26 protein-coding genes are annotated in these 25,623 nt (G+C 70.6%); 16 read left to right on the forward strand and 10 right to left on the reverse strand.

What is annotated here, in order from left to right:
* Positions 1-71: 71 nt before the first annotated feature.
* The 9 genes from FH608_RS34035 (at position 72) to FH608_RS34075 (ending at position 9,309) form a co-directional block, all read left to right on the forward strand.
* Entirely contained in the window at positions 72-1,292 is a 1,221-nt protein-coding gene (locus FH608_RS34035) for a class I SAM-dependent methyltransferase (protein ID WP_139634487.1), read from the forward strand.
* Positions 1,289-2,068, forward strand: a complete 780-nt coding sequence (locus FH608_RS34040) for a glycosyltransferase family protein (RefSeq protein ID WP_139634488.1) — start codon at positions 1,289-1,291, stop codon at positions 2,066-2,068. Before FH608_RS34035 ends, FH608_RS34040 begins: the two co-directional genes overlap by 4 nt.
* Entirely contained in the window at positions 2,041-2,712 is a 672-nt protein-coding gene (locus FH608_RS34045) for a PIG-L deacetylase family protein (RefSeq protein WP_226900141.1), read from the forward strand. Before FH608_RS34040 ends, FH608_RS34045 begins: the two co-directional genes overlap by 28 nt.
* Positions 2,712-3,728 carry an NAD-dependent epimerase/dehydratase family protein gene (locus tag FH608_RS34050; RefSeq protein WP_139634489.1) on the forward strand — a complete coding sequence of 339 codons (1,017 nt, stop codon included), beginning with the start codon at positions 2,712-2,714 and terminating at the stop codon, positions 3,726-3,728. Before FH608_RS34045 ends, FH608_RS34050 begins: the two co-directional genes overlap by 1 nt.
* On the forward strand, positions 3,725-5,002 hold the full coding sequence (locus tag FH608_RS34055; RefSeq protein WP_226900142.1) for a DUF4910 domain-containing protein: 1,278 nt from the start codon (positions 3,725-3,727) through the stop codon (positions 5,000-5,002). The genes FH608_RS34050 and FH608_RS34055 overlap by 4 nt, the downstream gene beginning before the upstream one ends.
* Positions 4,999-5,976, forward strand: coding sequence for a hypothetical protein (locus tag FH608_RS34060; protein ID WP_226900143.1), 978 nt, complete (start codon positions 4,999-5,001; stop codon positions 5,974-5,976). The genes FH608_RS34055 and FH608_RS34060 overlap by 4 nt, the downstream gene beginning before the upstream one ends.
* Before the next feature lie 12 nt (positions 5,977-5,988).
* Entirely contained in the window at positions 5,989-7,464 is a 1,476-nt protein-coding gene (locus tag FH608_RS34065; RefSeq protein ID WP_139634490.1) for an oligosaccharide flippase family protein, read from the forward strand.
* Between the two features lie 15 nt (positions 7,465-7,479).
* Positions 7,480-8,361 carry a glycosyltransferase family 2 protein gene (locus FH608_RS34070; protein ID WP_139634491.1) on the forward strand — a complete coding sequence of 294 codons (882 nt, stop codon included), beginning with the start codon at positions 7,480-7,482 and terminating at the stop codon, positions 8,359-8,361.
* Between the two features lie 102 nt (positions 8,362-8,463).
* Complete coding sequence (locus FH608_RS34075; protein ID WP_226900144.1) at positions 8,464-9,309, forward strand: hypothetical protein; 846 nt, start codon at positions 8,464-8,466, stop codon at positions 9,307-9,309.
* Here the strand turns inward: FH608_RS34075 and FH608_RS34080 are convergent.
* Positions 9,302-10,429 carry an acyltransferase family protein gene (locus tag FH608_RS34080; RefSeq protein ID WP_226900145.1) on the reverse strand — a complete coding sequence of 376 codons (1,128 nt, stop codon included), beginning with the start codon at positions 10,427-10,429 and terminating at the stop codon, positions 9,302-9,304. The two genes, FH608_RS34075 and FH608_RS34080, sit on opposite strands and share 8 nt — an antisense overlap.
* Before the next feature lie 164 nt (positions 10,430-10,593).
* Here FH608_RS34080 and FH608_RS51785 point away from each other — a divergent pair, with 164 nt between their 5' ends.
* The 3 genes from FH608_RS51785 to FH608_RS34100 are packed head-to-tail and all read left to right on the forward strand — an operon-like array spanning position 10,594 to position 13,601.
* On the forward strand, positions 10,594-11,463 hold the full coding sequence (locus tag FH608_RS51785) for a hypothetical protein (RefSeq protein WP_193318780.1): 870 nt from the start codon (positions 10,594-10,596) through the stop codon (positions 11,461-11,463).
* A gap of 9 nt (positions 11,464-11,472) precedes the next feature.
* The gene (locus FH608_RS34095; protein WP_139634495.1) at positions 11,473-12,198 is read left to right on the forward strand and encodes a hypothetical protein; all 726 of its coding nucleotides are present in this window, start codon (positions 11,473-11,475) and stop codon (positions 12,196-12,198) included.
* Positions 12,195-13,601 (forward strand): O-antigen ligase family protein, encoded by a 1,407-nt coding sequence (locus FH608_RS34100; RefSeq protein WP_139634496.1) that lies wholly within the window; start codon positions 12,195-12,197, stop codon positions 13,599-13,601. The genes FH608_RS34095 and FH608_RS34100 overlap by 4 nt, the downstream gene beginning before the upstream one ends.
* On the opposite strand, the gene FH608_RS34105 is transcribed toward FH608_RS34100, so the two are convergent.
* A complete protein-coding gene (locus tag FH608_RS34105; protein WP_139634497.1) occupies positions 13,490-14,038 on the reverse strand; it encodes a dTDP-4-dehydrorhamnose 3,5-epimerase family protein in 549 nt (182 codons plus the stop codon). The two genes, FH608_RS34100 and FH608_RS34105, sit on opposite strands and share 112 nt — an antisense overlap.
* 28 nt (positions 14,039-14,066) lie before the next feature.
* Positions 14,067-15,017, reverse strand: a complete 951-nt coding sequence (locus FH608_RS34110) for a glycosyltransferase family 2 protein (RefSeq protein WP_139634498.1) — start codon at positions 15,015-15,017, stop codon at positions 14,067-14,069.
* A gap of 83 nt (positions 15,018-15,100) precedes the next feature.
* Here FH608_RS34110 and FH608_RS34115 point away from each other — a divergent pair, with 83 nt between their 5' ends.
* On the forward strand, positions 15,101-15,916 hold the full coding sequence (locus FH608_RS34115) for a 2OG-Fe(II) oxygenase (protein ID WP_139634499.1): 816 nt from the start codon (positions 15,101-15,103) through the stop codon (positions 15,914-15,916).
* Positions 15,913-16,866: a right-handed parallel beta-helix repeat-containing protein gene (locus FH608_RS34120; RefSeq protein WP_193318781.1), complete on the forward strand. Its 954-nt coding sequence runs from the start codon at positions 15,913-15,915 to the stop codon at positions 16,864-16,866. Before FH608_RS34115 ends, FH608_RS34120 begins: the two co-directional genes overlap by 4 nt.
* A 243-nt stretch (positions 16,867-17,109) precedes the next feature.
* Here FH608_RS34120 and FH608_RS51790 read toward each other — a convergent pair whose 3' ends face one another.
* Positions 17,110-17,715, reverse strand: a complete 606-nt coding sequence (locus tag FH608_RS51790; protein ID WP_193318782.1) for a hypothetical protein — start codon at positions 17,713-17,715, stop codon at positions 17,110-17,112.
* 40 nt (positions 17,716-17,755) lie between these two features.
* Here FH608_RS51790 and FH608_RS34130 point away from each other — a divergent pair, with 40 nt between their 5' ends.
* A complete protein-coding gene (locus FH608_RS34130; protein ID WP_193318783.1) occupies positions 17,756-18,541 on the forward strand; it encodes a right-handed parallel beta-helix repeat-containing protein in 786 nt (261 codons plus the stop codon).
* On the opposite strand, the gene FH608_RS34135 is transcribed toward FH608_RS34130, so the two are convergent.
* The 6 genes from FH608_RS34135 to FH608_RS34155 all read right to left on the reverse strand — a co-directional run bounded on the left by FH608_RS34135 (position 18,538) and on the right by FH608_RS34155 (position 25,086).
* Positions 18,538-19,194, reverse strand: coding sequence for a class I SAM-dependent methyltransferase (locus tag FH608_RS34135; protein ID WP_139634502.1), 657 nt, complete (start codon positions 19,192-19,194; stop codon positions 18,538-18,540). The two genes, FH608_RS34130 and FH608_RS34135, sit on opposite strands and share 4 nt — an antisense overlap.
* 73 nt (positions 19,195-19,267) lie before the next feature.
* On the reverse strand, positions 19,268-20,179 hold the full coding sequence (locus FH608_RS34140; RefSeq protein ID WP_139634503.1) for an NAD-dependent epimerase/dehydratase family protein: 912 nt from the start codon (positions 20,177-20,179) through the stop codon (positions 19,268-19,270).
* 217 nt (positions 20,180-20,396) lie between these two features.
* Positions 20,397-21,443, reverse strand: a complete 1,047-nt coding sequence (locus tag FH608_RS34145) for a 2-oxoacid:ferredoxin oxidoreductase subunit beta (protein ID WP_139634504.1) — start codon at positions 21,441-21,443, stop codon at positions 20,397-20,399.
* Positions 21,436-23,280 carry a 2-oxoacid:acceptor oxidoreductase subunit alpha gene (locus FH608_RS34150; RefSeq protein WP_139634505.1) on the reverse strand — a complete coding sequence of 615 codons (1,845 nt, stop codon included), beginning with the start codon at positions 23,278-23,280 and terminating at the stop codon, positions 21,436-21,438. Before FH608_RS34150 ends, FH608_RS34145 begins: the two co-directional genes overlap by 8 nt.
* A 129-nt stretch (positions 23,281-23,409) precedes the next feature.
* Positions 23,410-23,493: a putative leader peptide gene (locus tag FH608_RS54505; RefSeq protein ID WP_394367718.1), complete on the reverse strand. Its 84-nt coding sequence runs from the start codon at positions 23,491-23,493 to the stop codon at positions 23,410-23,412.
* Positions 23,494-23,526: 33 nt separating this feature from the next.
* Entirely contained in the window at positions 23,527-25,086 is a 1,560-nt protein-coding gene (locus FH608_RS34155) for a polysaccharide deacetylase family protein (RefSeq protein ID WP_139634506.1), read from the reverse strand.
* Positions 25,087-25,195: 109 nt separating this feature from the next.
* On the opposite strand from FH608_RS34155, the gene FH608_RS34160 reads away from it, so the two are divergent.
* Positions 25,196-25,567 carry an NADH-quinone oxidoreductase subunit A gene (locus FH608_RS34160; RefSeq protein ID WP_139634507.1) on the forward strand — a complete coding sequence of 124 codons (372 nt, stop codon included), beginning with the start codon at positions 25,196-25,198 and terminating at the stop codon, positions 25,565-25,567.
* The last annotated feature ends 56 nt before the right edge of the window (positions 25,568-25,623 follow it).

A 25,623-nucleotide genomic window follows, 5' to 3' on the forward strand; every position in this document is an offset into this window, starting at 1 on the left:
GCCCCCACCCGAAGTACGGCTGTGGGTCAGCCAAAGGGGGAAATCTTGTCATTTTCGGATGAGGCCCATTGTTGACGACATCCTGCCGGCTGTGTGGCTCGGCCGACCTGGTCAGCGTGGTGGATCTCGGGGCGACTCCGCCCTGTGAGCTCTTCCTCACCGCGGAACAACTCGACGAGCCGGAGACGACCTATCCCCTGCATCTGCGGGTGTGCACCGGGTGCTGGCTGGCACAGATACCCCCGCTGATCACACCCGAAGAGACATTTACCGAATACGCCTACTTCGCCTCCTATTCCGCCTCCTGGGTGGAGCACGCGCGGCGGTTCGCCGACGCCGCCGTGGAACGGTTCAAGCCGTCATTCGTGGTGGAGGTGGCCAGCAACGACGGCTACCTGTTGCAGCACGTGGTGAAGCACGGCGTCAGGTGCCTGGGCATCGAGCCGTCGGCCAACGTGGGACAGGCGGCCAGGGACAAGGGCGTGCCGACGCTCACCGCGTTCCTGACGCCGGAAACGGGCGCCGAGGTGCGGGCCGGGAACGGTCCCGCGGACCTCGTCGTGGCCAACAACGTCTACGCGCACATCCCCGACGTGGCCGGATTCACCGAAGGGCTGCGCGCCCTGGTGGCCGACGGCGGCTGGGTCTCGATCGAGGTGCAGCACCTGCTGACCCTCATGGAGCTGAACCAGTACGACACGATCTACCACGAGCACTTCCAGTACTACACGGTGGCCTCCGCCCAGCGGGCGCTGGCGGCCGGCGGGCTGGCGCTGGTGGACGTCGAACTGCTGCCCACCCACGGCGGGTCCATCCGCCTGTGGGCGCGTCCGACGGAGAGCGCGCCGGGGGACCCGTCGGACCGGGTGCTCGACGTGCTCGCCCGGGAGAAGGCCGCCGGGCTGCTCGACCTGTCCGGCTACGCCGGCTTCGCCGACCGGGTCGCGCGCGTCCGCCGTGACCTGCTCCGCTTCCTGATCACCGCCGCCGACGAGGGGAGGACGGTCGTCGGCTACGGGGCTCCCGGCAAGGGCAACACCCTGCTCAACCACTGCGGCATCCGCCCGGACCTGCTCGCCTACACGGTGGACCGCAACCCCTACAAGCACGGCAGGTACACGCCGGGTGCGAGGATCCCCATCGCCGAGCCCGAGCGCATCGCCCGGGACCGCCCGGACTATGTGCTGGTCCTGCCCTGGAACCTGCGCGAAGAGCTCACCGCTCAGCTCTCCTATGTGCACGAATGGGGAGGCCGGCTGGTCTTCCCGATCCCACACCTGGAGGTCGTGTGAAGGTCGTCCTGTTCTGCGGAGGTTTCGGCACGCGCATGCGGACGGGCGTGCCGGGCGAGGTGCCCAAGCCGATGGCGCTCGTGGGCCCGCGACCGCTGCTCTGGCACGTCATGCGGTACTACGCGCACTTCGGGCACAAGGAGTTCATCCTCTGCCTGGGCTACGGCGCCCACCACATCAAGGACTTCTTCCTCGGCTACCAGGAGGCCACGTCCAACGACTTCGTGTTACGCGGCGGCCAGGTCGAGCTGCTGTCGAGCGACATCTCCGACTGGTCCATCGCGTTCGTGCAGACCGGCGCCGACTCCCCGATCGGCGAGCGGCTGCGCCGCGTCCGCCCGTACCTGGACGGCGACGAGGTGTTCCTCGCGAACTACGCGGACGTGCTCACCGACGCGCCGCTGCCCGACATCATCGACCGCTTCGCCCGGTCGGGCGCGGCGGCGTCGATGATGGTGGTGCCGCCCAGCCAGACCTTCCACTGCGTGGACGTGGGCGAGAACGGGCTGGTCGGCGGCATCTCGCCGGTCAGCGAGATGCCGGTGTGGGTCAACGGCGGCTATTTCGTGCTCACCCAGGAGGTCTTCCAGCACATCCCGGAGAACGGTGACCTGGTCGCCGACGGGTGCGTGGAGCTGGCCAAGCGCGGGCGCCTGCTGGCCTATCCCCATCGCGGCTACTGGCGGCCGACCGACACCGTGAACCAGCGCATGGAGCTGGACGAGGCGTACTCCCGGGGCGAGCGGCCGTGGGCGCTGTGGGAACGGTCCCGGTGATCGGGCTGCGCGCGGAGCGGCTCACCGGCGTCGTGGCGCTCGCCGCTCACTGTGACGACCTGGCGATCGGGGCGGGCGGCAGCCTGCTGACGATCTGCGCGGCCCGTCCGGGGCTCCGCGTGGACGCGCTGGTGCTGTCGGGCGGCGGCACCGAGCGCGAGGACGAGGAGCGGGCGGCGCTGGCCGACTTCTGCCCGGGGGCGGAGCTGCGGGTCACCGTGCTGAAGCTGCCCGACGGGCACCTGCCGGCCCGGTGGGAGGAGGCCAAGGCGGCGGTGGAGGAGCTGCGCGCCCGTACGGATCCGGGACTGATCCTCGCGCCCTGGCGGGGCGACGCCCACCAGGATCACCGGGGGCTGGCCGAGATCGTGCCCACGGCCTTCCGCGACCACCTGACGCTCGGCTACGAGATCGTCAAATGGGACGGCGACCTCGCCGCGCCCTCCGTCTACCAGCCGCTGACGGAGGAGGTGGCGGCGCTGAAGGCGGACCTGCTCCAGCGCCACTACGCCTCCCAGCGGCACCGGCCCTGGTACGACCGCGAGGCGTTCCTGGGCCTGGCCCGCATCCGGGGCATCGAGTGCCACACGCGCTACGCCGAGGCGTTCCACGTTTCCAAGCTGACCGTCCATCTGGAGAACTGATGCGGGTACTTCTGACCGGCCACCAGGGCTACCTGGGCAGCGTGATGGCCCCCGTGCTGGCCGAGGCGGGGCACGAGGTGATCGGCCTGGACTCCGGGCTGTTCGCCGACTGCGTGCTCGGCCCCGAGCCCGAGCCGATCGAGGCGCACGCCGTGGACCTGCGTGACGCGGGCCCGGAGCACGTGGCCGGCTGCGACGCCGTGATCCACCTGGCCGCGCTGTCCAACGACCCGCTCGGCGCGCTCGCGCCCGACCTGACCTACGACATCAACCACCATGCCTCCGTCCGGCTGGCCAGGCTCGCCAAGGAGGCGGGCGTGCGGCGCTTCCTGTACGCCTCCACCTGCTCGGTGTACGGGGCGTCGGGCGGCGAGGACCTGCTGGACGAGGACGCGCCGCTGCGACCGGTGACGCCGTACGCCGAGTCCAAGGTGCGTGTCGAGGACGACCTGGTGGACCTGGCCGACGGCGACTTCACGCCGGTGTTCCTGCGCAACGCCACCGCCTTCGGGTTCTCCCCGAGGCCGCGCGCCGACATCGTGCTCAACAACCTGGTGGGCCACGCCTACCTGACCGGGGAGGTCCGGGTGCTGTCCGACGGCACCCCGTGGCGCCCGCTGGTCCACGCCAGGGACATCGCCGACGCCTTCGCCGCCGCTCTCACCGCCCCGCGCGAGGCCGTGCACGCGACGGCGTTCAACGTGGGCACCGAGGTCAACAACGTGACGGTCGCCGAGATCGCGGCCGAGGTGGTCGCCGCGGTGCCGGGGTCGACGCTGGCCATCACCGGCGAGACGGGAGCCGACCCGCGCTCGTACCGCGTGGACTTCTCCCGGATCAGGGCCGCGATGGGCTACGAGGCGCGCTGGACGGTCAAGGCGGGCGCGGTGGAGCTGATCGACGCCTACCGCGAGCACGGGATGACGAGGAAGGACTTCGAGCGCCGCTACACCAGGCTGGCCCGGCTCGCCGACCGCCGCGCGGCCGGCACCGTCGACGACACCCTACGACCATGAACGGGCCCATGAACGGTGCCGGGATGCAGGACCTGGTGCGGCGGCTCTACCCGCTGTGCCGGAGCATCACCGGCGAGGGCCTGCGGCGCACCCTGCAGATCATCGACGAGTCGATCCCGCTGCGGATCACCCAGGTGCCGACGGGGACGAAGGTCCTCGACTGGACGATCCCCAGGGAATGGAACATCCGCGACGCCTACATCAAGGACGCCGCCGGCGACAGGGTGGTCGACTTCCAGGACTCCAACCTGCACGTCGTCGGCTACAGCGCGCCGGTCGAGGCCACCATGTCCCTGGAGGAGCTGCGCGGGCACCTGCACACCCTGCCCGACCAGCCGGACCTGGTGCCGTACCGGACCAGCTACTACGCCGAGACCTGGGGCTTCTGCCTGAGCCAGAACACCCTGGACGGGCTGGGCGACGGCCCGTACGAGGTCAGGATCGACTCGACGCTCGCCGACGGGCACCTGACCTACGGCGAGCACGTGATCCCCGGCAGCAGCGCGGAGGAGGTGCTGATCTCCTGCCACGTCTGCCATCCCTCGCTGGCCAACGACAACCTGGCCGGGGTCGCGGTGGCCGTCGCGCTGGCGCGACGGCTGTCGGCCCCCCGGTACACCTACCGGTTCGTCTTCGCGCCCGGCACCATCGGCGCGATCGCCTGGCTCGCCCTCAACCGGGCGCGCACCGACCGGATCAGGCACGGCGTGACCCTGGCCTGCGCGGGAGACCCCGGCGACATCACCTACAAGCGCAGCAGGCGCGGCGACGCCGAGGTCGACCAGGTCTTCGCGCACGTGCTGAAGGGCACCCCGCACACCCTCCTCGACTTCTCCCCGTACGGCTACGACGAGCGGCAGTACTGCTCGCCCGGCTTCGACCTGGCCGTCGGCTCGCTGACGAGGACCCCGTACGGGAGCTATCCGGAATATCACACGTCGGCGGATAATCCGGACTTCGTGCGCCCGGAGGCGATGGAGCACACCCTGGAGACGCTGTGGTCGGCCGTACAGGTGCTGGAGGGCAACCGCCGCTACCAGAACCTCAGCCCGTACGGCGAGCCGCAGCTGGGCGCCCGCGGCCTCTACGGGTCGCTCGGCGGGCGCAGTGACACGAAACAGGCGCAGATGGCGATGCTGTGGGTGCTGAACCTCTCGGACGGCACGCACAGCCTGCTGGACATCGCGGAACGGTCGAACCTGCCGTTCCAGGCACTGGCGGACGCGGCACACTCCCTGCAGAGCGCGGGCCTGGTTAAGGAGTGGATGGGTTGAGTCTGGCGCTGAAAGTCGGCGACGTGGTCGAGGTCCTCAGCGCTGAGGAGATCCTGGCCACCCTCGATGAGAACGGGGAGCTGGACAGCCTCCCCTTCATGCCGGAGATGCTGCGCTTCTGCGGGCAGCGGCTGACCGTGCACAAGGTGGCCAACAAGCTCTGCGACACGATGACCAGGACCGGAATGCGTCGCATGGAGGACGCCGTGCACCTGACGGCCGCCCGCTGCGACGGCTCGGCCCACGGCGGCTGCCAGACGGCCTGCCTGCTCTACTGGAAGACCTCCTGGCTCAGGCGGGTGGACGGGCCGCCCACCCAGCCCCCGTCCGGGCGCGAGCGGCCGTCGCTGCCCCTCCTGGAGATCAACACGCGCAAGGAGCCGGGCCCCGAGGGCCGCGAGCGGTTCCGGTGCCAGGCGACGGAGCTGCTGCGCGCCGCCCCCGAGCGGCTGCCGTTCCGCGACCTCGGGCAGTACGTCACGGACGTCCGGGTGGGGAACGCCGGGGTCGCCGCGACGCTCCGCACGATCTTCTTCGGGCTGTTCAACCGCTACCAGCGGCTCTCCAGGAAGTTCCCGGCCTGGCTGCGGATCAGAGGCGGCCTGGAGTGGGGGTTCGTACGGCCGGGACCGCACACGGGCCCGGCCCCCACGGGCACGACCGACCTCCAGCCCGGCGAGCTGGTGCGGATCAAGTCGAGGGACGAGATCATCGCCACGCTCACCACCAAGGGGTTCAACCGCGGCCTGGGCTTCGAGGAGAGCATGGAGCGCTCGTGCGGGCGGGTCGCACGGGTGAGCGCCCGCGTCGAGCGCTGCATCGACGAGAAGACCGGCGAGCTGCTGGAGATGAAGAACCCCTGCATCATGCTCGACGGCATCATCTGCGACGGCGTCTACAAATCCAACTGCCCCCGCGCGTTCATCCCGTTCTGGCGGGAGATCTGGCTGGAGCGGATCGACGAGCCGAGCTAGGAAAGACGGCACATGGGAGAGCAACCAGGCCCTGACATCAGCGACATCGGGCGCAAGGCGGGGCGAGGGGCGGTGTGGAGCCTCATCGGCACCCTCGTCACCCGCGCGGGCTCGTTCGTCCTCGGACTGGTGCTGGCGAGGCTCCTGGCGCCGGGGGACTTCGGCACGTACGCGGTGGCGCTCGCGGCCACGCAGTTCGTCATGGTCGTCAAGGACGTCGGCGTCATGTCGGCCGTCGTGCAGTGGCGGGGGCGGCTGGAGGACATCGCCCCCACGGCCACCACGCTGACCATGATCTCCGCGGTGGGCCTGTACGCGGTGTTCTGGGTCGGCGCTCCCGCCTTCTCGACGCTGGCGGGCAGCGAGGAGGCCACGTCCGTGGTGCGGATCCTCACCGCCGTCATCCTCGTCGAGGCGGTGACGGCGGTGCGCAGCGCGGCCCTGCTGCGCTGGTTCCGCACCGGCAAGAACGCCAAGGCGGTGCTGGCCGGCTTCCTGGTCAACGCGCCGGTGGCGATCGTCCTCGCGGCCGGCGGGGCGGGCGCGTACAGCTTCGCCTGGGGGCAGCTCGCCGGGGCCGTGGTGACCGGCGTCTTCATGCTGATCTATGCGCGGCTGCCCTACCGGTTCGGGTTCGACCGGCGGATCGCGGCCAGGCTGCTGAGGTTCGGCATCCCCTCGGCGGCCGGGATCGCGCTGGAGGTGCTGCTGCTCAACGTGGGCTACATCATCGTCGGCAACATCATGGGCGAGGACTGGCTGGGCTTCTACCTGATGGCGTTCAACGTGTCGAGCTGGGTGCCCGGCCTGATCGGCAGCGCCATCCGCATGGTGTCGATCGCCGGGTTCTCCCGGCTCGCCGAGCGCGACGCCGAGTCGCTGTCGCTCGGCGTGCAGAAGAGCCTGCCGCTGCTCATCACCATGGTCCTGCCGCTGGCCGTCTTCATGGCGGTGCTCGCGCACTCGCTGATCATCTTCATCTACGGCGCGCAGTGGGAGCAGGCCGCCGGCGTGCTGCGCTTCCTCGCGGTCCTGATGGTGGTGCGCATGCTCACCTCCTTCGCCCTCGACATCCTGAACGGTCAGGGCGCCACCCGCTCGACGGTCTGGATGAACCTCGGGCACGCGGCGGCGATGATCCCGGCGGTCATCGCCGGCACGCATCTCGACGGCATCCGCGGCGCCGCCATCGGGCAGGCCGCCGCCGCGCTGCTGGTCGCCCTACCCCTGGCGATGCTGGCCGTGCAGCGGGCGGGGGTGCGGCTCGCGCCCGTCCTGCCCGGGCTGATCCGCCCGGTGGGGGGAGCGCTGGTGTGCGCCGCCGTCATGCTGGGCCTGTCCATGCCGACCCAGGACAGCCCGTTCGTGCAGCTCGTCGTGGCGGGCGGCGGCGGCCTGCTGGCCTACCTGCTGGTCGTGGTGACCCGCGACCAGCTCCACTTCGTGACCGACCGCCTGGTACGGCTGCTTCCCGCCCGCGCGCGGTGACCCCGAGGAGAAGCGATGCTGGTGTCCATCGGAATCCCGGTCCGCAACGGTGCGGACCTCCTGGAGAAGGCCGTGCGCTCGGCCCTCGCCCAGGATCACGCCGACCTGGAGGTGGTGATCTCGGACAACGCCTCCACCGACGGCACGCAGGAGCTCTGCCGCGAGCTGGCCAGGCAGGACAGCCGGATCGTCTACCACCGGCAGCCGCACGGGGTGCACGTGGTGGCGAACTTCGAGGAGGCGCTGCGGCGGGCGCGGGGGGAGTTCTTCCGGTGGATGGGCGACGACGACCTGCTCGAACCCACGTACGTGTCCAGGACCCTGGAGCCGTTCCTGGCCGATGAGCGGCTGATCCTGGTCACCTCCGACATGACGTACACGGGGGCGGACGGGACGCAGCACCGGCCGCGCTACCGCGGCACCGGGCTGCTCTCCGACGACCCCGTCGACCGCCTCGACGAGCTGTGCGACCTGAACACGAACGTGCACCTCGGGCTCGACCCCCTCTACGGCCTGCTGCGGCGCGACTGGGTGGCCGCCGTGCCGCGCCCGCTGATGATCCGCGAGGACGAGGTCTACGCCGCCATGCTCGCGCTGACCGCGCCCTGGGGTCACGTGCCCGAGCCGCTGGCCCACCGCCACCTGCGCGAGCGGCGCCTGACCGCGATCGCCGCGATGCTCGGCGTGCCGGCCTGGACCGCGCATTTCGCCACCACGCTGCAGTTCAGGGCGATGTACCGAGCCCTGGACACCGTCGAGCTCTCGCCCGCGCAGCGGCGCCGGGCGCGGGCCGTGCTGCTGCGGACGTACTGGCTCCGGCAGCGGCGGACGGTGGCGCACCGGAGCCGCAAGCTCGCCGGGCTGGCCGCCCGCGCCGTCTCCGGTGTAACGAAGTAGCGGACGTAGGCGAGAGAAGGGAAAAGCACCACGCGAGGGAGCAATCTCGCTATGTCCGTAATACTAGCCAACAGCCGAATCGATGATGATCTTCGGCGGCAGATGATCTTTCACGGGGACGTCTTCCTCTACTCCGCGACCCCCGCCTCGACCGCCCTGATCGGCTTCGCCCGCGAGCTGATCGAGGAGGCGTTCGAGGGCCGCGACCCCCAGACCGCCCAGCACGAGATGCCGGTCGAGGAGTTCGCCGCGCTGCTCGCGGACCTCAAGCCGCGCTTCATCCACCACCCCACCAGCAAGAAGCTCATCGTCACGCTGATGGGCGAGCTGGGCATGGCGCTGGACAAGACCTACTTCGACGTGCCGAGGCTGCGCACCTCCACCGCCGACCACTACCTCGACTCCGGCATCTCGTACGCCTACCACGCGCACCGCGACTGCTGGTACTCCGCGCCGTTCTGCCAGGTCAACTGGTGGATCCCGGTTTACGAGGTGGTCCCCGAGAACGTGTTCGCCCTGCACCCGCAGTACTTCGACCGCCCCGTGCGCAACGGCAGCGGCCGCTACGACTACGCGGAGTGGACCGCGGTCGGCCGGCCCACCGCCGCGCAGCACATCCACCGCGACACCCGCGACCAGCCCAAGCCCGAGCAGCCGCTCGACCTCGAAACCGACCTCCGGCTGGTGCCCGAGCCCGGCGGCATGCTGCTCTTCTCCGGAGCGCACCTGCACTCGACCGTGGCCAACACCTCCGGCAGGACCCGCTTCAGCATCGACTTCCGCACCGTCCACATCGACGACGTCACCTCCCGCGCGGCGGCGCCCAACGTGGACGCCACCTGCCGCGGCACCACGCTGCGCGACTTCCGCCGGGCCGACGACCTGACCCGCATCCCGGAGGAACTGGCCGCGCAGTATGAGGCAGAAGCGCTGGCCAAACTCACCTGAACCGGGCCCGTACGGCGTCGCGCAGGCCCTTCCAGCTCCGGTGCCGCTGGAAGGGCAGCTCGAAGACCGACGCGAACAGCCAGGCCGTCCCGACGCTCACCGGCACCCCCAGGACGAGCGTGAGGACGAACACCGGCATGCCCGGCGGCACGTGCGGCGCGACGACCAGCCGGTTCACCATGACGACGAGCGGCGCGTGGATCAGGTAGAGGCTGTAGGAGAAGGAGCCGAGCCGCCGGAGCGGCCGGGTGTCGAGCAGCCGCACGAGCCGGACCGGCCGGCCCGTGGCCACGCCCGCCAGCAGCAGCCCCGCCGCCGGGCCCACCGCCAGGTCGACCCAGAAGAAGTTCTCGACCACCCAGACCGGGCCCGCCACCACGATCAGCAGGAGCACGGGGAGGGCGGCGGCAGCCGCGAGCCAGGGCCAGGGCAGGCGGCCGGGCTCCTTGGCACGTTCCTCCCCCGGCTCCGGCGTCCGTACGACGCCCGCGCAGACCGCGCCCATGGCGAAGAGCGCGGCGAACTGCGGGGTGAGCCGCATCAGCAGGTCCACGGCCGGGACGGCCGGCGCCAGCGCGCCCACCGCCACGACGACCGCGGTCACCGCGCCCAGCATCACCGCCGCGCCCATCCTCCGCACGACCAGCAGCATCAGCGGGAACACGAGGTAGAGCTGCGCCTCGACGGCGATCGACCACAGGGCCCCGTTGGGGCTGGGGGAGCCGAAGACGTCCTGCAGCAGCAGCCCGTAGATCACCACGGATTTCCCGGTGGGCACCTCCTGGCCCGGCTGCGGGATGACCGTCCACGCGATCACCAGGCTGAACAGCAGCGCCGCCCAGTACGGTGGCAGGATCCGCCACGCGCGCCGGTTGAAGAACGTGCCGGCGCCGCCCAGCCGCCAGCCGGAGCGGGCGGGCGAGACCGCCAGCGAGAACCCGGACAGCACGATGAACACCACGACCGCGAAGTGGCCGTACCGCAGCCAGCCCGTCCACGCGGGCGCGTCGTTGAGCGGGAACCCGGGGAAGGACAACAGCCAGCAATGGTGCAGGACCACGAAGAGCGCGGCCAGGCCGCGTAACCCGTCGAGCCCGGCGAGCCTGCCCCGCGTCGCCACACGCTCTGCTGTCAGCCCCACCTGAAGCCCCCGTCGCCGTAGTCGTACGTCTATCGCTCCGAAGGCGCGCGACGTAACCGATCCGGAGGCGTGTAACGCCAGGCCGTGATTGCGCGATGGCCGTCTATAAGGCAAGCGTCGCCGATGCGGGGGAACGTACCAAAATGGAGTTCTGGAAGGCGATTCTTGTTCTCCTCCGAAGAATTCTGATCGGCCCGCCGCTGCTCCTCCTGTCCCTTCTGGTGGGCGGCGCGGTGTACGCCGTGGTCCCGGTGAGCTACACGGCGGACGTCTCCCTGGTCCTGGCCGTGCCGGTGAACGGCGGCACGATTCCCAACGACAAGACCAAGCAGGGGCTCATCAACCCGTTCCTCTCCTTCAACGACGCCCTGAAGACCGGGGCCAGCATCGTCATCCTGGCCATGAACACGCAGGACGTCTGGACGGAGCTCGGCGCGCCCAAGGACGGCCCGACGGAGATCACGATCGACGACGGCCGCAGCAACCCCAACGTCCTGGACATCAACGGCCCGTACATCTACGTCCGGGTCGAGAGCGACTCGCCCGAGCGGGCGACGGCCGTGCTCATGGCGGCGCGCAAGCGCGTGGCGACCGAGCTGTCGGACTGGCAGACGGCGCTCGGCGCCCCGGCGAACACCTTCATCACCTCGACCGACATCGTGCCGCCGTCCGTGCCGGAGGCCGACCGCAGCCTCAACTGGCAGGGCGCGATCGGCGGCGGGCTGCTCTGCCTGGTGCTGGGCCTCGGCATCGCGTACGGCGTGGTGCACAGGCGCGCCCCCAAGCCCGAGCCCGCCCCCGCCGCCCCCGTTCCTGTTCCCGCGCCCGCCCCCGTTCCCGTGCCCCCGGCCCCCGAACCGGTCGTGGTGCCGCAGGCGGTGGTGCAGCAGCCCGGCGAGGACGAGCCAGACGAGGACAGCTCGGCCACCATGGAGTTCCCCGCCTACCGAGGAGAGGGTCTCTCGCCCGTGCCCGGGCTCGGGAAGGCGCGCCAGGACGACGGCGAGGGGTGAGGCCCGGCCATGGACTTCTGGGCGACGGTGACGGTGCTGTTCAGGCGCTGGTACGTGACGGTGCCGGCCTTCCTGCTCACGATCGCGGCGGCACTCGGCGTCTACGCCGTGGCGCCCAAGACCTTCATCTCCGACTCGGCGATCGTCCTCACCCTGCCGGTCACCGGCGGCAGCGTGCCGAGCGACCCCCGCTTCCCCAACCCGCGCACCAACCCCCTGGTCTCCTTCGACCAGGGGCTCAGCATGACCTCGTCGATCCTCATCCAGGCGCTGAACGCCCCTGAGGCGGCGGCCGAGGTCGGGGTGCCGCCCGGCGGCGACGTCACGCTCAAGGTCACCGCCGGGGGGACCAACCCCGAGCTGATGGCGGCGACCCCGTTCATCGTCATCGTCTGCGAGGCGCCGAGCGCCGAGCAGGCGTACGGCATCGTGTCGCGGATGACCGAGCTGGCCAAGAAGCAGTTGCGCGCCCGGCAGCAGCAGGTCAAGGCGCCGCCCACCACGTACGTGAGCGCCACCGTGGTGGTGCCGCCGACCCAGCCCGACGAGAAGAAGGGCAGCCGGATGCGGAGCGCGGTGGTCACCGGGGCGCTGGCGTTCTTCATGAGCCTGTTCGCCGGGTTCGCCGCCGAGAGCTTCGCCCGGCGCCGCCGGGCCCGCCGCCCGGCCGTGCCCGCGCACCACGAGACCGCCGCGAGCAACGGCACCCGGTCGCTGGTGGGACGCGAAGGATGACCGGCCCGAGCCTCGGGATCGCCCGGCCGCGGCGCGCCGACGGCGCCACGCTGGTCTGCCTGTTCGTCGTGGTCCTGCTGTTCCTGCCGGCCCGGCTGGCGGTGGCCGGGCTCCCGCTGTCGCTCACGCCCGCCGAGATCCTGGCCCTGTCGCTGGGCGTGGTCTGGATCTGCGCGCAGATGATCAGTACGACGGGCGCGGCCAAGGGCACCAACCCGGTCCGCACCTCGATCTTCGTGTACGGCCTGCTCCTGCTGGCCGTCTACGGCTACACGACCTCCCTCTACCTGCCCTCCGACGAGCTCAACCTGGCCGACCACACGCTCGTGCTCTACGTGGGCTACGTGAGCCTGGTGCTGATGGTCTGCGACGGGATCGGCACCCGCGAGCGCCTCGACTTCGTGCTCAAGGCGGCGGTGATCGGCGGCACGTTCGCGGCGGCCGTCGCCCTGATGCAGTTCAGGCTCGACTTCGACCTCACCCAGTACATGCAGCTCCCCGGCCTGCGCCACTCCTCGGCCGAGGAGGTGCCGACCGTGATCTCCCGGTCGGACCTGCGCCGGGTCTCCGGCACGCTCGGGCACCCGATCGAGTTCGGCGCGCTGTCGGCGATGCTGCTGCCGCTGGCCGCGCACCTCGGCTTCCAGGCGCGCAGCCGGGGCGAGGGCGCGGTGCGCTGGTGGATCTGCGCCGCCGTCATCGCGGCGGGGCTGATGTTCTCGGTCTCCAGGACCGCCGTGCTCGGCATGGCGGGGTCGGGGCTGATCCTCCTGTTCGGCTGGTCGAACCGGCGCAGGATCGCCGCGCTCGGCGCGTTCGTGGTGTTCCTGGGCTTCATGAAGGTCCTGGCGCCCGGCCTTCTTGGCACGTTCTACAACCTGTTCGCCGGCGCCGGGGACGACAGCAGCATCATCTACCGCACCCACGACTACCCCTTCGCGATGCGGGAGTTCGCCAGGAGCCCGATCTTCGGCCGCGGGCCGGGCACCTGGTACCCCTTCAAGCACCAGGTGTTCGACAACCAGTACCTGCTGTCGCTGGTCGAGACGGGGCTGATCGGGGTGATCGGCTTCGTCGGCGTGATCGGGTGCGGCATCGTCGTGGCCCTGCGGGTCCGCCGCATGAGCACCGACCCGAACGTGCGCAACCTGGCGCTGACGATCGCCGCCGGCCTGGTGGTCCCGCTGCTCGGCGCGGCCACCTTCGACCTGCTCTCCTTCCCCGGCATCACCAGCGTGCTGTTCCTGCTCGTCGGAGCGGCGGGGGCGCTGATGCGCTTCGAGCGCGCGGATCAGGCCGGCAGGCTGCTCCTGAGCTCCTTCCACGACCCGGCGGACCGGTCGCGCTCGCTGATCGTGCTGACCGGCAACGGCCAGGGCAGCGCGAGGTCCGGGTCGTCGTAGCGGACGGCCAGGTCCTCGGCGGGGTCGTGCTCCCTGTCGATGCGGTAGCAGACGTCGGCGTGCTCGGTCAGCGCCTGGTAGCCGTGCAGGAGCCCCGGAGGCACGTACAGGTTCGCGAACGAGATGTCGTCGAGCCGTACGGTGAGGTGCGAGCCGAACGTCGGCGAGCCGGGCCGGGCGTCCACGAGGATGTCGAGCACGGCGCCGCGCGCCGCCCGCACCAGCTTGGCCTCGCCGCGTCCCGAGCGGCCGTGCATGCCCCTGATCGTGCCCAGGCGCGAGCGCGACTGGCTGTCCTGGACGAACGCCGTGTGGTCGAGCCCGTGCTCGGCGGCGAGCGCGGCGTCGAAGGTCCTGGTGAAGAAGCCGCGCTCGTCGTGGCTCGGCTCCGGCACGAACAGCAGCACGCCCTCGATCGCCGGCCGCTCGACTCTCATGGTGTTCCTCTCATCCGGGTAACGCCCGTCATCCGGGTAACGCCCGCAGCCGCCGGGAGGGCCTGAGCAGGGCCACGACCGACGCCCTGGCCGTACGGCGGCCGGCGGCGGCCCGCACCGCCTCGCCGAGCAGCACGGCGAGATAGAAGCCGGCGCTCGCGACCCTGCCCCGGCGCCGCCGGAACAGCCGCACCCGGTTGACCGTGAGCAGCGCGGCCAGCATGGGGCTGGTCTTCGCCTCGCCGCCGATGTGCTCGACCACCGCGCCGGGCTCGTACCAGAGCGCCCAGCCCCGGTCGCCGGCCCGCAGCGCGAACTCGGTCTCCTCGCTGTAGAGCAGGAAGGACTCGTCCCACGGGCCGAGCTCGGTGAGCGCCGCGACCGACACCAGCATGGCGGCGCCGGTGGCCCAGTCCGCGGGGCCCGGGCGCTCGTAGCGGCCGGGGTCGCCGACCACCTCGCCGAGCGTGCCGATGCGGCCCGCCAGCCGCCCGCCGATCAGCGCCTCGGCCAGCGCGCGGCGCACGGCGGGCGCGCGGCGCAGCGAGTGATGGAGCACGCCGTCGGTGCTGACCAGCCGGGGCACGGCGATGCCGGTGCCGGGACGGCCGAGCGCCCCGGCCAGCACGGCCAGCGAGCCGGGGCGCAGGCGGCAGTCGGGGTTCATCACGAAGACGGCGTCCAGCCCGTCGAGGTCGAGCGCCGCGATGCCGGCGTTGATGGCCGCCGCGTAACCGGCGTTCCTGCCGACCCGTACGGGCCGGACGGGCAGCTCGCCGGCGGCCTGCTCCGCGAGGCGCAGCGAGTCGTCCTTGGAGGCGTTGTCCGCCACGACGACGGCGGCGAGCCGAACTCCTTCCGCGCCCTCGGACAGGGAGGCCAGGCAGCCGCCGAGGACCGGAGCGCTGTTGTAGGTCACGATCACGATCGCGACCCGGGGGGAGCCGGGCGTCACATGTCGCCCATCGCGCCGCGGCATTGGATCGTTACAGGTAACAGCAGGCACTGCTGGGGCGATATGGAGGGGTAGGGGCCCGTGTCGCAGGGACGGAGACGCGTTTCATGCAGGATGTGCAGGCTTTCACCTTCCACCGGGACGAACTCTTCGCGCTGGCGGACAAGTACTCCGACCAGTTCCGTACGGCCTCGCCGTTCCGGCACGTGATCATCGACGACTTCCTGCCGCCCGCGGTGCTGGAGCCCGTCCTGGAGGAGTTCCCCGAGCCGCGCGACGCCACCTGGCAGCGGTTCGACACCGCGCGCGAGGTGAAGCTGGCGCTGGCCGACACCGAGCGCATGGGGCCCGCCACCAGGCACCTGCTGGCGGAGTTCAACGGGAGCGTGTTCATCGACTTCCTGGAGCGGCTGACCGGCATCACGCAACTCGTCTCCGACCCGCACTTCGAGGGCGGCGGGCTGCACCAGATCAGGCCCGGCGGCTTCCTCAAGGTGCACGCCGACTTCAACCGCAGCCGCCGGCTCAACCTCGACCGCCGGCTCAACGGCCTCCTCTACCTGAACAAGGACTGGGAGGAGGACTACGGCGGGCACCTGCAGCTGTGGAACAAGGACATGACCGAGTGCGAGGGCAAGATCCTGCCGGTCTTCAACCGGTTCGTGCTGTTCGCCACGACCGATGACGCCAACCACGGGCACCCCGACCCGCTCACCTGCCCCGAGGACCGGGCGCGGCGGTCGATGGCGCTCTACTACTACTCCAACGGCAGGCCCGAGGACGAGGTCACCGCCGACCACACCACGCTGTTCAAGCAGCGGCCCGGCGAGGCGTGGAAGAGCAACCTGCGCCAGGTCGCGAAGCGCTGGACGCCGCCCGCGCTGGCCGACCTCGTCGGCGGCCGGAAGACCAAGGACGCGTGAGGCCGTACGCCGGAGGCCGGCGTCTCGGCCTGGGTCTGGTCTCGGGTCTGATCTCGGGCCTGGTCGTGTCGCTGAGCGGGTGCCAGAGCCCCGGCGGACGGGAGCCGCTGGCCGCCACCCGGGCGCCCGCCACGACCGCGCCGGCGCCCGCGTCCCCCTCCGCCGCGCCGTCGAAGCCGTCCGCGCGAACCTGGCCGGGACCGGACAACACGGGCGTGCCCGACGGCGTGCGGCTGCGCAAGTCGGGGTCGCTGCGGGTGACCAAGGACGGCCAGGTCATCGACGGCCTCGACGTGACCGGGTACATCACGGTCGAGGCCGACGACGTGACCATCCGCAACACGCGGGTGCGCGGCACCAAGGGCTGGTGGGGCATCCTCCAGCGGGAGGGACGCACCGGGCTGACGATCGAGGACAGCGAGATCTTCGGCAACGGGAAGCAGCGCACCCAGTTCGGCATCCTCAACCAGGGCAACCTGATCACCGTGCGCCGGGTGGACATCCACACGATCTCCAACGGCATCCACACGAACCAGGGGCTGGTCGAGGACTCTTACGTGCACGACCCGAAGTACTTCGACGGCGACCACACCGACATGATCATGTCGACGGGGCCGCCCGCGCGGGGCACCGAGCTGGTCATCCGGCACAACACGGCGATCAACACGCTCGACCAGACGGGCGCCATCGCCCTGTTCCAGGACTTCGGGGTGACCCGGGACGTCACCGTGCAGGGCAACCTGCTGGCCGGGGGCGGCTGGACGCTGTACGCGGGCGCCGGGGCCAAGGGGGTGTCCTCGAACGTCAAGGTGATCGACAACGTCTTCAGCCGCCGGGTGTGGCCGAAGGGCGGGGCGGCAGGGCCGGTCTCTTATTGGGATCATGAAGGGCCCGGAAATCTGTGGCGGGGGAACACCTGGGAGGGCGGCGGGACGGTAACGCCTGGATAACAGCCATTTTTCGGCTTTTTCGTAGTATTTGATCAGGTTGAGGTTTTTGATGATTTGAGGGGAAAGCGGGTCCTTTTCTGTAGAAAACCTCTCTTGGTGCTTCCGGCATGGCTAATCTCTCCCCCTGGGGGACTCGCTCGGCCATGATCGGAAGGAGCCGCCTGTGTCAAGGCATCGAAGGAGCAAGAGCCGGCGCGGGTGGTTATCCCTGGCCGGTATCTCCGTGGCGGTGGTGGCGGGCGGCTACGGCGTCGTCGCGCTCGACGTGCTGGAGCCTCGGGCGGTCCTGACGGAGGCGGCGGGTGCCACGGCCTCCCCTGAGAGCGCCGCCTCGCCGGAGGGCGCCGCCGGGCAGCGGTCCCGCCCGCGCCACACCGCCGACCGCACCTGGCCGGGGAACGCCCGGACCAAGGGGCCGTGGTGGTGGCCCAGGCGGCCCACCAAGAAGCCGACCGTACGGCCGACGCGCGGCCGGACGCGGACGGCGACACCCATCGCGAGCCCGTCCCGTACCCCGGACCCGTCCGAACCGGCGACCGTGACGCCTCCGAGGACGCGGACCGCGACCCCCATCGTGACCCCGACGAGAACCACGACCAGGACGCCGACACCCCCCACGACATCCACGCCGGCGCCTTCCACGACATCCACGAGGACGCGCACCGCGACCCCTTCGGCGACCTCCTCGGCGACCCGGACGCCCACTCCCACCAGGACCCCTACCCGGACGCCCACCCCCACCAGGACCTTCACCCGCACTCCGACCGCGACCCCGACGAAGACCCTGCCCGGGACTCCGACGGCGACCTCGACCAGGACGCCCACGAAGACGCCGACCGAGACACCCACCAAGACACCCACGAAGACGCCGACCAGGACGCCGACGAGCGTGCCACCGCCCTCGGGGGAATGGCCGGGACCCGGCAACACGGGCGTTCCCGCCGGCACCGAGATGGTCAAGAAGACCGGTTCGATCGTCGTCAAGGAAGACGGCAAGGTGATCGACGGCTGGGACATCACCGGCGACATCACGGTCGAGGCCGACAACGTGACCATCCGCAACACCCGGGTCCGCGGCCAGTCCGACTACTGGGGCATCCTCCAGCGCGAGGGGCACACCGGCCTGACGGTCGAGGACAGCGAGATCTTCGGCAACGGGAAGCAGCGCACCCAGTTCGGCATCCTCAACCAGGGCAAGCTGCTCACGGTCCGCCGGGTGGACATCCACACGATCTCCAACGGCATCCACACCGACCAGGGCCTGGTCGAGGACTCGTACGTGCACGACCCCAAGTACTACTCGGGCGACCACACCGACATGATCATGTCGACCGGCACCGCGGCCGCCGGCACCGAGCTGGTCATCCGGCACAACACGGTGATCAACACGCTCGACCAGACGGGCGCGATCGCGCTCTTCCAGGACTTCGGGGTGACCCGCAACGTCACCGTGCAGGGCAACCTGCTCGCCGGCGGCGGCTGGACGCTCTACGCGGGCGCCGGCAGGAAGGGCCTGTCCTCGAACATCAAGGTGATCGACAACGTCTTCAGCCGCCGCGTGTGGCCCAAGGGCGGGTACGCGGGCCCGGTGTCGTACTGGGACCCGGAGGGCCCCGGCAACGTCTGGCGCGGCAACACCTGGGAGGACGGCCGCGCCGGCGTCATGGCCGACTAGCCGCGGATCGCGATGACCGACTTCACCAGCCCGGCCAGCCGCTCGAAGCGGATCTGGGACTTGGGGAAGTAGTGTCGCATCTCGGTCACGCTGAGCAGCTCGACCTCCATGGCGATCTCGCGGGCGGCGTCCCGGTCGGAGGTCGGGGTGTGGACGAGCGGCCAGCGGCGGAGGATCGTCGTGCGCGCGGCGAGCGGCAGGAACTGGAACCCCGGGAACAGGAAGTGCGGCTCGACCGGGAAATAGCGGTAGGGCGTCTGCACCCAGTGCCGCTCGGCCAGCTCGTGCACGGTGTCGGCGAACCGCTGCCGGCGCTGGTGGCCGCCGACGTGCTCGATCACCGCGTTGGAGAACACCAGGTCGTACCCCGTGCCGCGGATCGAGGCCGGCAGGTCGCAGGCGTCGGCGACGTCGGCGCGCAGCCACGGCGGCAGGTCGGCGGGCGGCTGCTCAAGGTTGACGATGTGGACGTGCGCGGGCCTGACGGGCGCGCGCATCCAGGCACCGGCGGTGCCGCCGAGGTCGAGCACGGCCATCTGGTCGAGGTCGGGGAAGCGGCCGGCGAACCACTGCCAGCGCCGCGCCCGCGCCCTGGCCCCCAGCGAGTCGGGAGCGTCGACGAAACGGCTGCGCAGGGCATTCAGGCGACTCATGAAAGGCTCCTCGGGCCGGCCGGCTGATCGGCTCCATGCTCCCAGAATTTCGCCTACCGGGCTAAGGGCGCGGTTATTCGTGACATTCTTGGGACGCGTACCAATTGACCGTCCTGCGCAACCCTTCGTGCAATTCCGTGACAGGATGCCAGCCGAGCCGGTCCGCCGCCGGAGCGATGTCGCCGACCTGCGGAATATCGTGGGGGCGATCGGGAGCCGCGCCGAATTCGGGCGACGTCCGCGTGCCGGTGATCCGATAGAGCCGCTCGACGATCTCGTACGCCGGGGTCCTGACGCCGGTGCCGATGTCGAGCGCGTGCCCGATGGCCTTGTCCGATTCGCCGGCCAGGACGTACGCGTCGACCACGTCGTCCACGTAGATCCAGTCCGCGAGCTTCGTCCCCCTGGTGAGCCGGGGCTGCTCGCCCCTCAGGAGGCAGAGCGTCACGTACGGGACGAGCTTGGTGGTGTCGGGCTGGGCCGGCCCGTAGACCATGCTGGGGCGCAGCACGGTGACCGGCAGGTCCCAGAGGCGGTGGTAGAGCCGCGCGTAGCCGGTGGCGGCCCACTTCGACATCGCGTACGCCGACGACGGCGGCGCGAACTCGTTGCCGGGGCGCGGCTCCTCGATGGAGCCGGTGAGGACGGCCCTGACGTCGTGCTCGCGGGCGGCGGCCAGCACGTTGACCGTGCCGGTGACGTTGTTGTCGAGCGTGGCCCGTACGACCTCGTCGCCCCTCGAACCGGTGACCTCGCCGGCGAGGTGGAACACGAGGCGGGGCCGTACGGACCGGAAGAGCCCGCTCGTCGCCCCGGCGTCGCCCAGGTCGGCCACGTGCCAGATCTCGCCGTCACGGGAGCGCTGGGGGCGGCGGCTGACGGCGTGCACCTCGGCGGCGAGCGCGCGCAGGCGCTTCACCAGATGCGCGCCGATGAACCCGGCCGCCCCGGTCACCAGCACCACGGTTCCCGGCCAATACGCCATCGTGGATTGACCTCCGTGTTGATGGTCGCGCTCACGTGGCCCTCGCTGGTCACGCGAGCTACCGCTCTCGGGCCTGAACGTTCGCCGCTCTGTGTTGATGGTCGCGCTCACGTGGCCCTCGCTGGTCACGCGAGCTACCGCTCTCGGGCCTGAACGTTCGCCGCTCCGTGGAGAAGATGGAGCCGTTCGGTGCCGACGGCTCCATCTAATACATCAACTAGCCGATGCGCCAGGTGTCTCCACCCATGAGCAGCGCGCCCAGGTCGCCCGTGCCCTTCTGCGCGACGGCGTCCTCAAGCTGCTCGGCCATCAGCCCGTCGTAGGAGGGCCGGTCGACGCTGCGGAAGATGCCGATCGGCACGTGCTCGAACGCCGGCTCGTCGAGCCTGCTGAGCGCGAAGGCCACGGACGGGTCGGGGTTGTGCGCGTCGTGCACGAGGATCTGGTCGGCGCTCACGCTGTCGCGCGCCACCACCTCGATGCCGCCGTTCGCCGCCCGCACCACGGCCTTGGACGCGCTGGCGATCGGCTGCCCGTGCTCCAGGCGCAGCGTGATGTCGTCGCGTACGGCCGGGTCCTTGAGCTGCTCGAAGGCGTTGTCGTTGAAGATGTTGCAGTTCTGGTAGATCTCCACCAGCGACGCGCCGCGGTGCGCGGTGGCCTCGCGCAGCACCGACTGCAGGTGCTTGCGGTCGGAGTCGATGGTGCGGGCCACGAACGACGCCTCGGCGCCGATGGCCAGCGAGATCGGGTTGAACGGCTTGTCCAGCGACCCCATCGGCGTCGACTTGGTGATCTTGCCGAGCTCGGAGGTGGGGGAGTACTGGCCCTTGGTCAGCCCGTAGATCCGGTTGTTGAACAGCAGGATGTTGAGGTTGACGTTGCGCCGCAGGGCGTGCATGAGGTGGTTGCCGCCGATCGACAGCGCGTCGCCGTCACCGGTGATCACCCACACGCTCAGGTCGGGCCGGGAGGCGGCCAGCCCCGTCGCGATCGCGGGCGCGCGGCCGTGGATCGAGTGGAACCCGTACGTGTCGAGGTAGTACGGGAACCGCGACGAGCAGCCGATGCCCGAGACGAACACGATGTTCTCGCGCTTGAGCCCCAGCTCGGGCAGGAAGCTCTGCACCGCGGCCAGGATCGCGTAGTCGCCGCAGCCCGGGCACCAGCGCACCTCCTGGTCGGACTTGAAGTCCTTCAGGCTCTGCTTCACGTCGGTCTTGGGGACCAGGCTCAGCCCCCTGCCGTTGACGAGCTCAGTCACTCTCGATCACGTCCTGGATCACTCCGGCCAGCTCCTCGGCCTTGAACGGGAGCCCGCGCACACGGTTGTAGCTGATCACGTCGACGAGGTAGCGGGCCCGCAGCAGCAGGGCGAGCTGGCCGAGGTTGATCTCGGGCAGCAGCACCTTGTCGTAGCGCTTGAGCACCTCGCCGGTGTTGGCGGGCAGCGGGTTGAGGTGGCGCAGGTGGGCCTGCGCGACCTTCCCGCCGCTCTTCCTGATGCGCCGGGCGGCCGCGGCGATCGGCCCGTACGTCGAGCCCCAGCCGATGACCAGCACCTTGGCGTCGCCGTCGGGGTCGTCGACCTCCAGCGGGGGAACGTCGATCCCGGCGATCTTGGCGGCCCGCGTGCGGACCATGAAGTCGTGGTTGTCGGGATCGTAGGAGATGTTGCCGGTGCCGTCGGCCTTCTCGATGCCGCCGATGCGGTGCTCCAGGCCGGCCGTGCCGGGGATGGCCCACGGGCGGGCCAGCGTCTCGGGGTCGCGCTTGAACGGCAGGAACTCGCCGTCGGCGCCGTTCGGCTCCTGGGTGAACGCCTGCGAGATGTCCGGCAGCTCGGAGACCTCGGGCAGTTTCCAGGGCTCCGAGCCGTTGGCGAGGTAGCCGTCCGAGAGCAGCATGACCGGGGTGCGGTATTTGACGGCGATCCTGGCCGCCTCGATGGCCGCGTCGAAGCAGTCGCTCGGCGACATCGGCGCCACGATCGGCACCGGCGACTCGCCGTTGCGCCCGAACATGGCCATCAGCAGGTCGGTCTGCTCGGTCTTGGTCGGCATGCCGGTGCTCGGCCCTGCGCGCTGCACGTCCACGACGATCAGCGGCAGCTCGGTGGTGACCGCCAGGCCGATCGTCTCGGCCTTCAGCGCCACGCCGGGGCCGGAGGTGGTCGTCACGCCGAGCGCGCCGCCGAACGCGGCCCCGAGCGCCGCGCCGACCCCCGCGATCTCGTCCTCCGCCTGGAAGGTGCGCACGCCGAAGTGCTTGTGCTTGCTCAGCTCGTGCAGGATGTCGCTGGCCGGGGTGATCGGGTAGGAGCCCAGGAACAGCGGCAGCTTGGCCTGCACGCTCGCCGCGATCAGGCCGTAGGCCAGCGCCTGGTTGCCGGAGATGTTGCGGTAGACGCCGGGCGCCAGGCGGGCGGGCTTGACCTCGTAGGAGACCGAGAACGACTCGGTGGTCTCGCCGTAGTTCCAGCCCGCCTGGAAGGCCGCGATGTTGGCCTTGGCGAGGTCGGGCTTCTTGGCGAACTTCTGCTCGAGGAACTTGACGGTCTGCTCGGTCGGCCGGTGGTAGAGCCAGCTGAGCAGGCCGAGGGCGAACATGTTCTTCGAGCGCTCGGCGTCCTTCTTGGACAGGTCGAAGCCGTCGAGGGCCTTGACCGTGAGCGAGGTCAGCGGCACCGCGTGCACGCGCCACTCGCTGAGCGAGTCGTCCTCCAGCGGGCTGGTCGCGTAGCCGACCTTCTGCAGGTTGCGCTTGGTGAACTCGTCGGTGTTGGCGATGATGTCGGCGCCCCTGGGCAGGTCGCCGAGGTTGGCCTTGAGCGCGGCCGGGTTCATCGCGACGAGCACGTTGGGCGCGTCGCCGGGCGTGAGGATGTCGTGGTCGGCGAAGTGCAGCTGGAAGCTCGACACGCCGGGCAGGGTGCCTGCGGGCGCGCGGATCTCGGCGGGGAAGTTGGGCAGCGTCGACAGGTCGTTGCCGAACTCCGCCGTGCCCGCGGTGAAGCGGTCGCCGGTGAGCTGCATGCCGTCGCCGGAGTCGCCGGCGAATCTGATGATCACGCGGTCGAGCTGCTGGACCTGCTTGCTCACAGCGTCAGTCCTCCTCGACGCGCCGGTGCGCGATTGGACGTGGGCGCGTTCTCTGTTTCCATGCTAGATCCTCGGAAGGTCACGCGTTTGCATCCCGCAACGAGCGGGTAAACGCGGTCGGAGTCAGGGTCAGGCGGGAGAACGACGACACAGCCCGGACGCGAGCCTGCAGAGGTCCACATGCAGGCGGGCGTACAGGACGGTTCGGGTCACGAACGCCAACTATACGTGCCTCCTCCGCATGTGTTACGTCAGGGGCTGCTTACCCGGCAGCTCGATCCCTGACCTGTACAGGCGTCCGGCCTGCATCCCTGCCGAGCCGTACAACTCTGGAACGGTGACGAACCTGTAACCCTTCCCGCGCAGCTTCTCGAGGATGTCCGGGACCGCGTCGACGGATTCCCGTCTGATGTCGTGCATCAAAATGATCGCACCTGGATGGACCCGGCGCACGACAAGGTCCACGATGTCGCCCGCTTTCTCCGCGACCTGGTCCCGGGCGTCGACGTCCCAGTTGACGAGGGCCAGCCCCGCGTCGGCCGCGACGTCGCGCAGGGTCTGGCTCACGGCCCCGTACGGCGGCCGCACCAGCGTGGGCCGCTGCCCGATGGCGGCCGCGACCGCGTCCGCCGTGCGTACGAGCGAGTCGGCGATCTTGCTGGACGGCTGCTTCGACAGGTCCTTGTGCGCCCAGCTGTGGTTGGCGACCAGGTGCCCTTCCGCGCTCATCCTTTCGAGCAGCTCGGGCTGGGCGGCGGCGTTGACGCCGACCGTGAAGAACGTGACCCGCGCCCGCGCCTCGCGCAGGATGTCGAGCAACTCGCCGGTGTGCGGGCCGGGCCCGTCGTCGAACGTCAGCGCCACGCACTTGGCGCTGGCGCAGTCCACCGTCCCGGCCCGGTTGCTGACCGCCCGCGGATCGACGGCCACAGCGGTCCCGGGGTCGTCGAACGGGTTGTGCCCGGCTTTCTGCCCGGCTTTGTGTCCGGCTTCGTGTCCGGCCCCCGACTCGTCCTCGCTCTCCTGCTCCAGGCTCTCCTGATCCACGCTCTTCTGGGCGACGCTCGTCTGGGCCCGCCGCCCGAACGCCGACAGCAGCGGGCGCACCTGCCGCTCGGGGACCGCCACGGCCAGCCGGCCCAGGGAACACGGCGCGATCTGGCAGTCGTCGAACTCGACCACCAGGTCCCCGTCCCGGTTGAAGGCCATCGAATCGAACCGGTCGCCCTTCGCCGTCACCTCGGCCCGGTCGACCTGCGGCCCGCGCTCCTCGCCGAGCTGCTCCCGCACCAGGCCCGCGAGCCGCCGCATGGCGTCCTCGCCGCCGAGCAGCCCGCCGGACCCCATGGTCCGGCCCGTGCCGGGGTCGAACCAGTACGTACGGGTGGAGTTCGCCCAGCCCGCGCCCAGGTACTCGCCGGTGCGCAGCCGTACCGCGACCGCCTGGGGCGAGGCGGCGGCGAGCTGCCACTCCACGTTCAGCTCGGGCCGCGGGTTCGCGGAGTCGTCCTTGGTGCGCCCGCGGAAGTCGCGCCACTGCTTCTCGACCGCGGCGCGCAGGGCGTGGTTGAGCGCGGGGGCATTCTTGAGCTCGGGGTAGCTGATGTGCACGTACCGGCCGACGGCGTGCTCCTCGATGAGCGTCCTGGTGGTCAGACCGGGGACGGCGGTGGGGTCGGCGAAGTCGATCAGCGTCGGCTCTGCCGGGACCACGATGTCCCGCTCGGGGGAGCCGCCGGCCAGCCCGCAGCCGGCGGCCGAGAGGGCCAGCAGAGCGATTCCGGAGGAGAATCGCTTTTGGTGCATGAATGTCAGGCTATTGCGGCGATCTTCCTGTTTACCCGGTTTTGACGTGATCGCTCCATAGCCTTTGACCACGCTGGGTATCCCTGCCGTCTCGGGTTACGATCCGTTCATGGATGGCTATTTCGGGTCATACGTACTCGTCGCCGCGCTCCTGGCCATCGGCGTCGCCATCGTGGCCGGAGCCCTGATGGCCAACCGCCTGCTCCGCCCGACCCGGCCGACGCCGGAGAAGCTGACCACGTACGAGTGCGGGGTCGACCCGGTGGGCGAGGGCTGGGCACAGTCGCAGGTCCGCTACTACGTCTTCACGTACCTGTATGTCGTGTTCGCCGTGGACGCCGTCTTCCTCTTCCCCTGGGCCACGATCTTCGACGCGCCCGGGTACGGGCTGACGACGCTCGTGGAGATGTTCGTCTTCCTCGGGTTCATCGCCCTCGGGATCCTGTACGCCTGGCGCAAGCGCGTCCTCACCTGGACCTAGGACCTGGACCTGGGACCTGGAGCTGGGGACCTGGACCTGGGAATCGCGCGGGCCCG

This window comes from Nonomuraea phyllanthi, from assembly GCF_006334985.2.
GTDB lineage: Bacteria > Actinomycetota > Actinomycetes > Streptosporangiales > Streptosporangiaceae > Nonomuraea > Nonomuraea phyllanthi.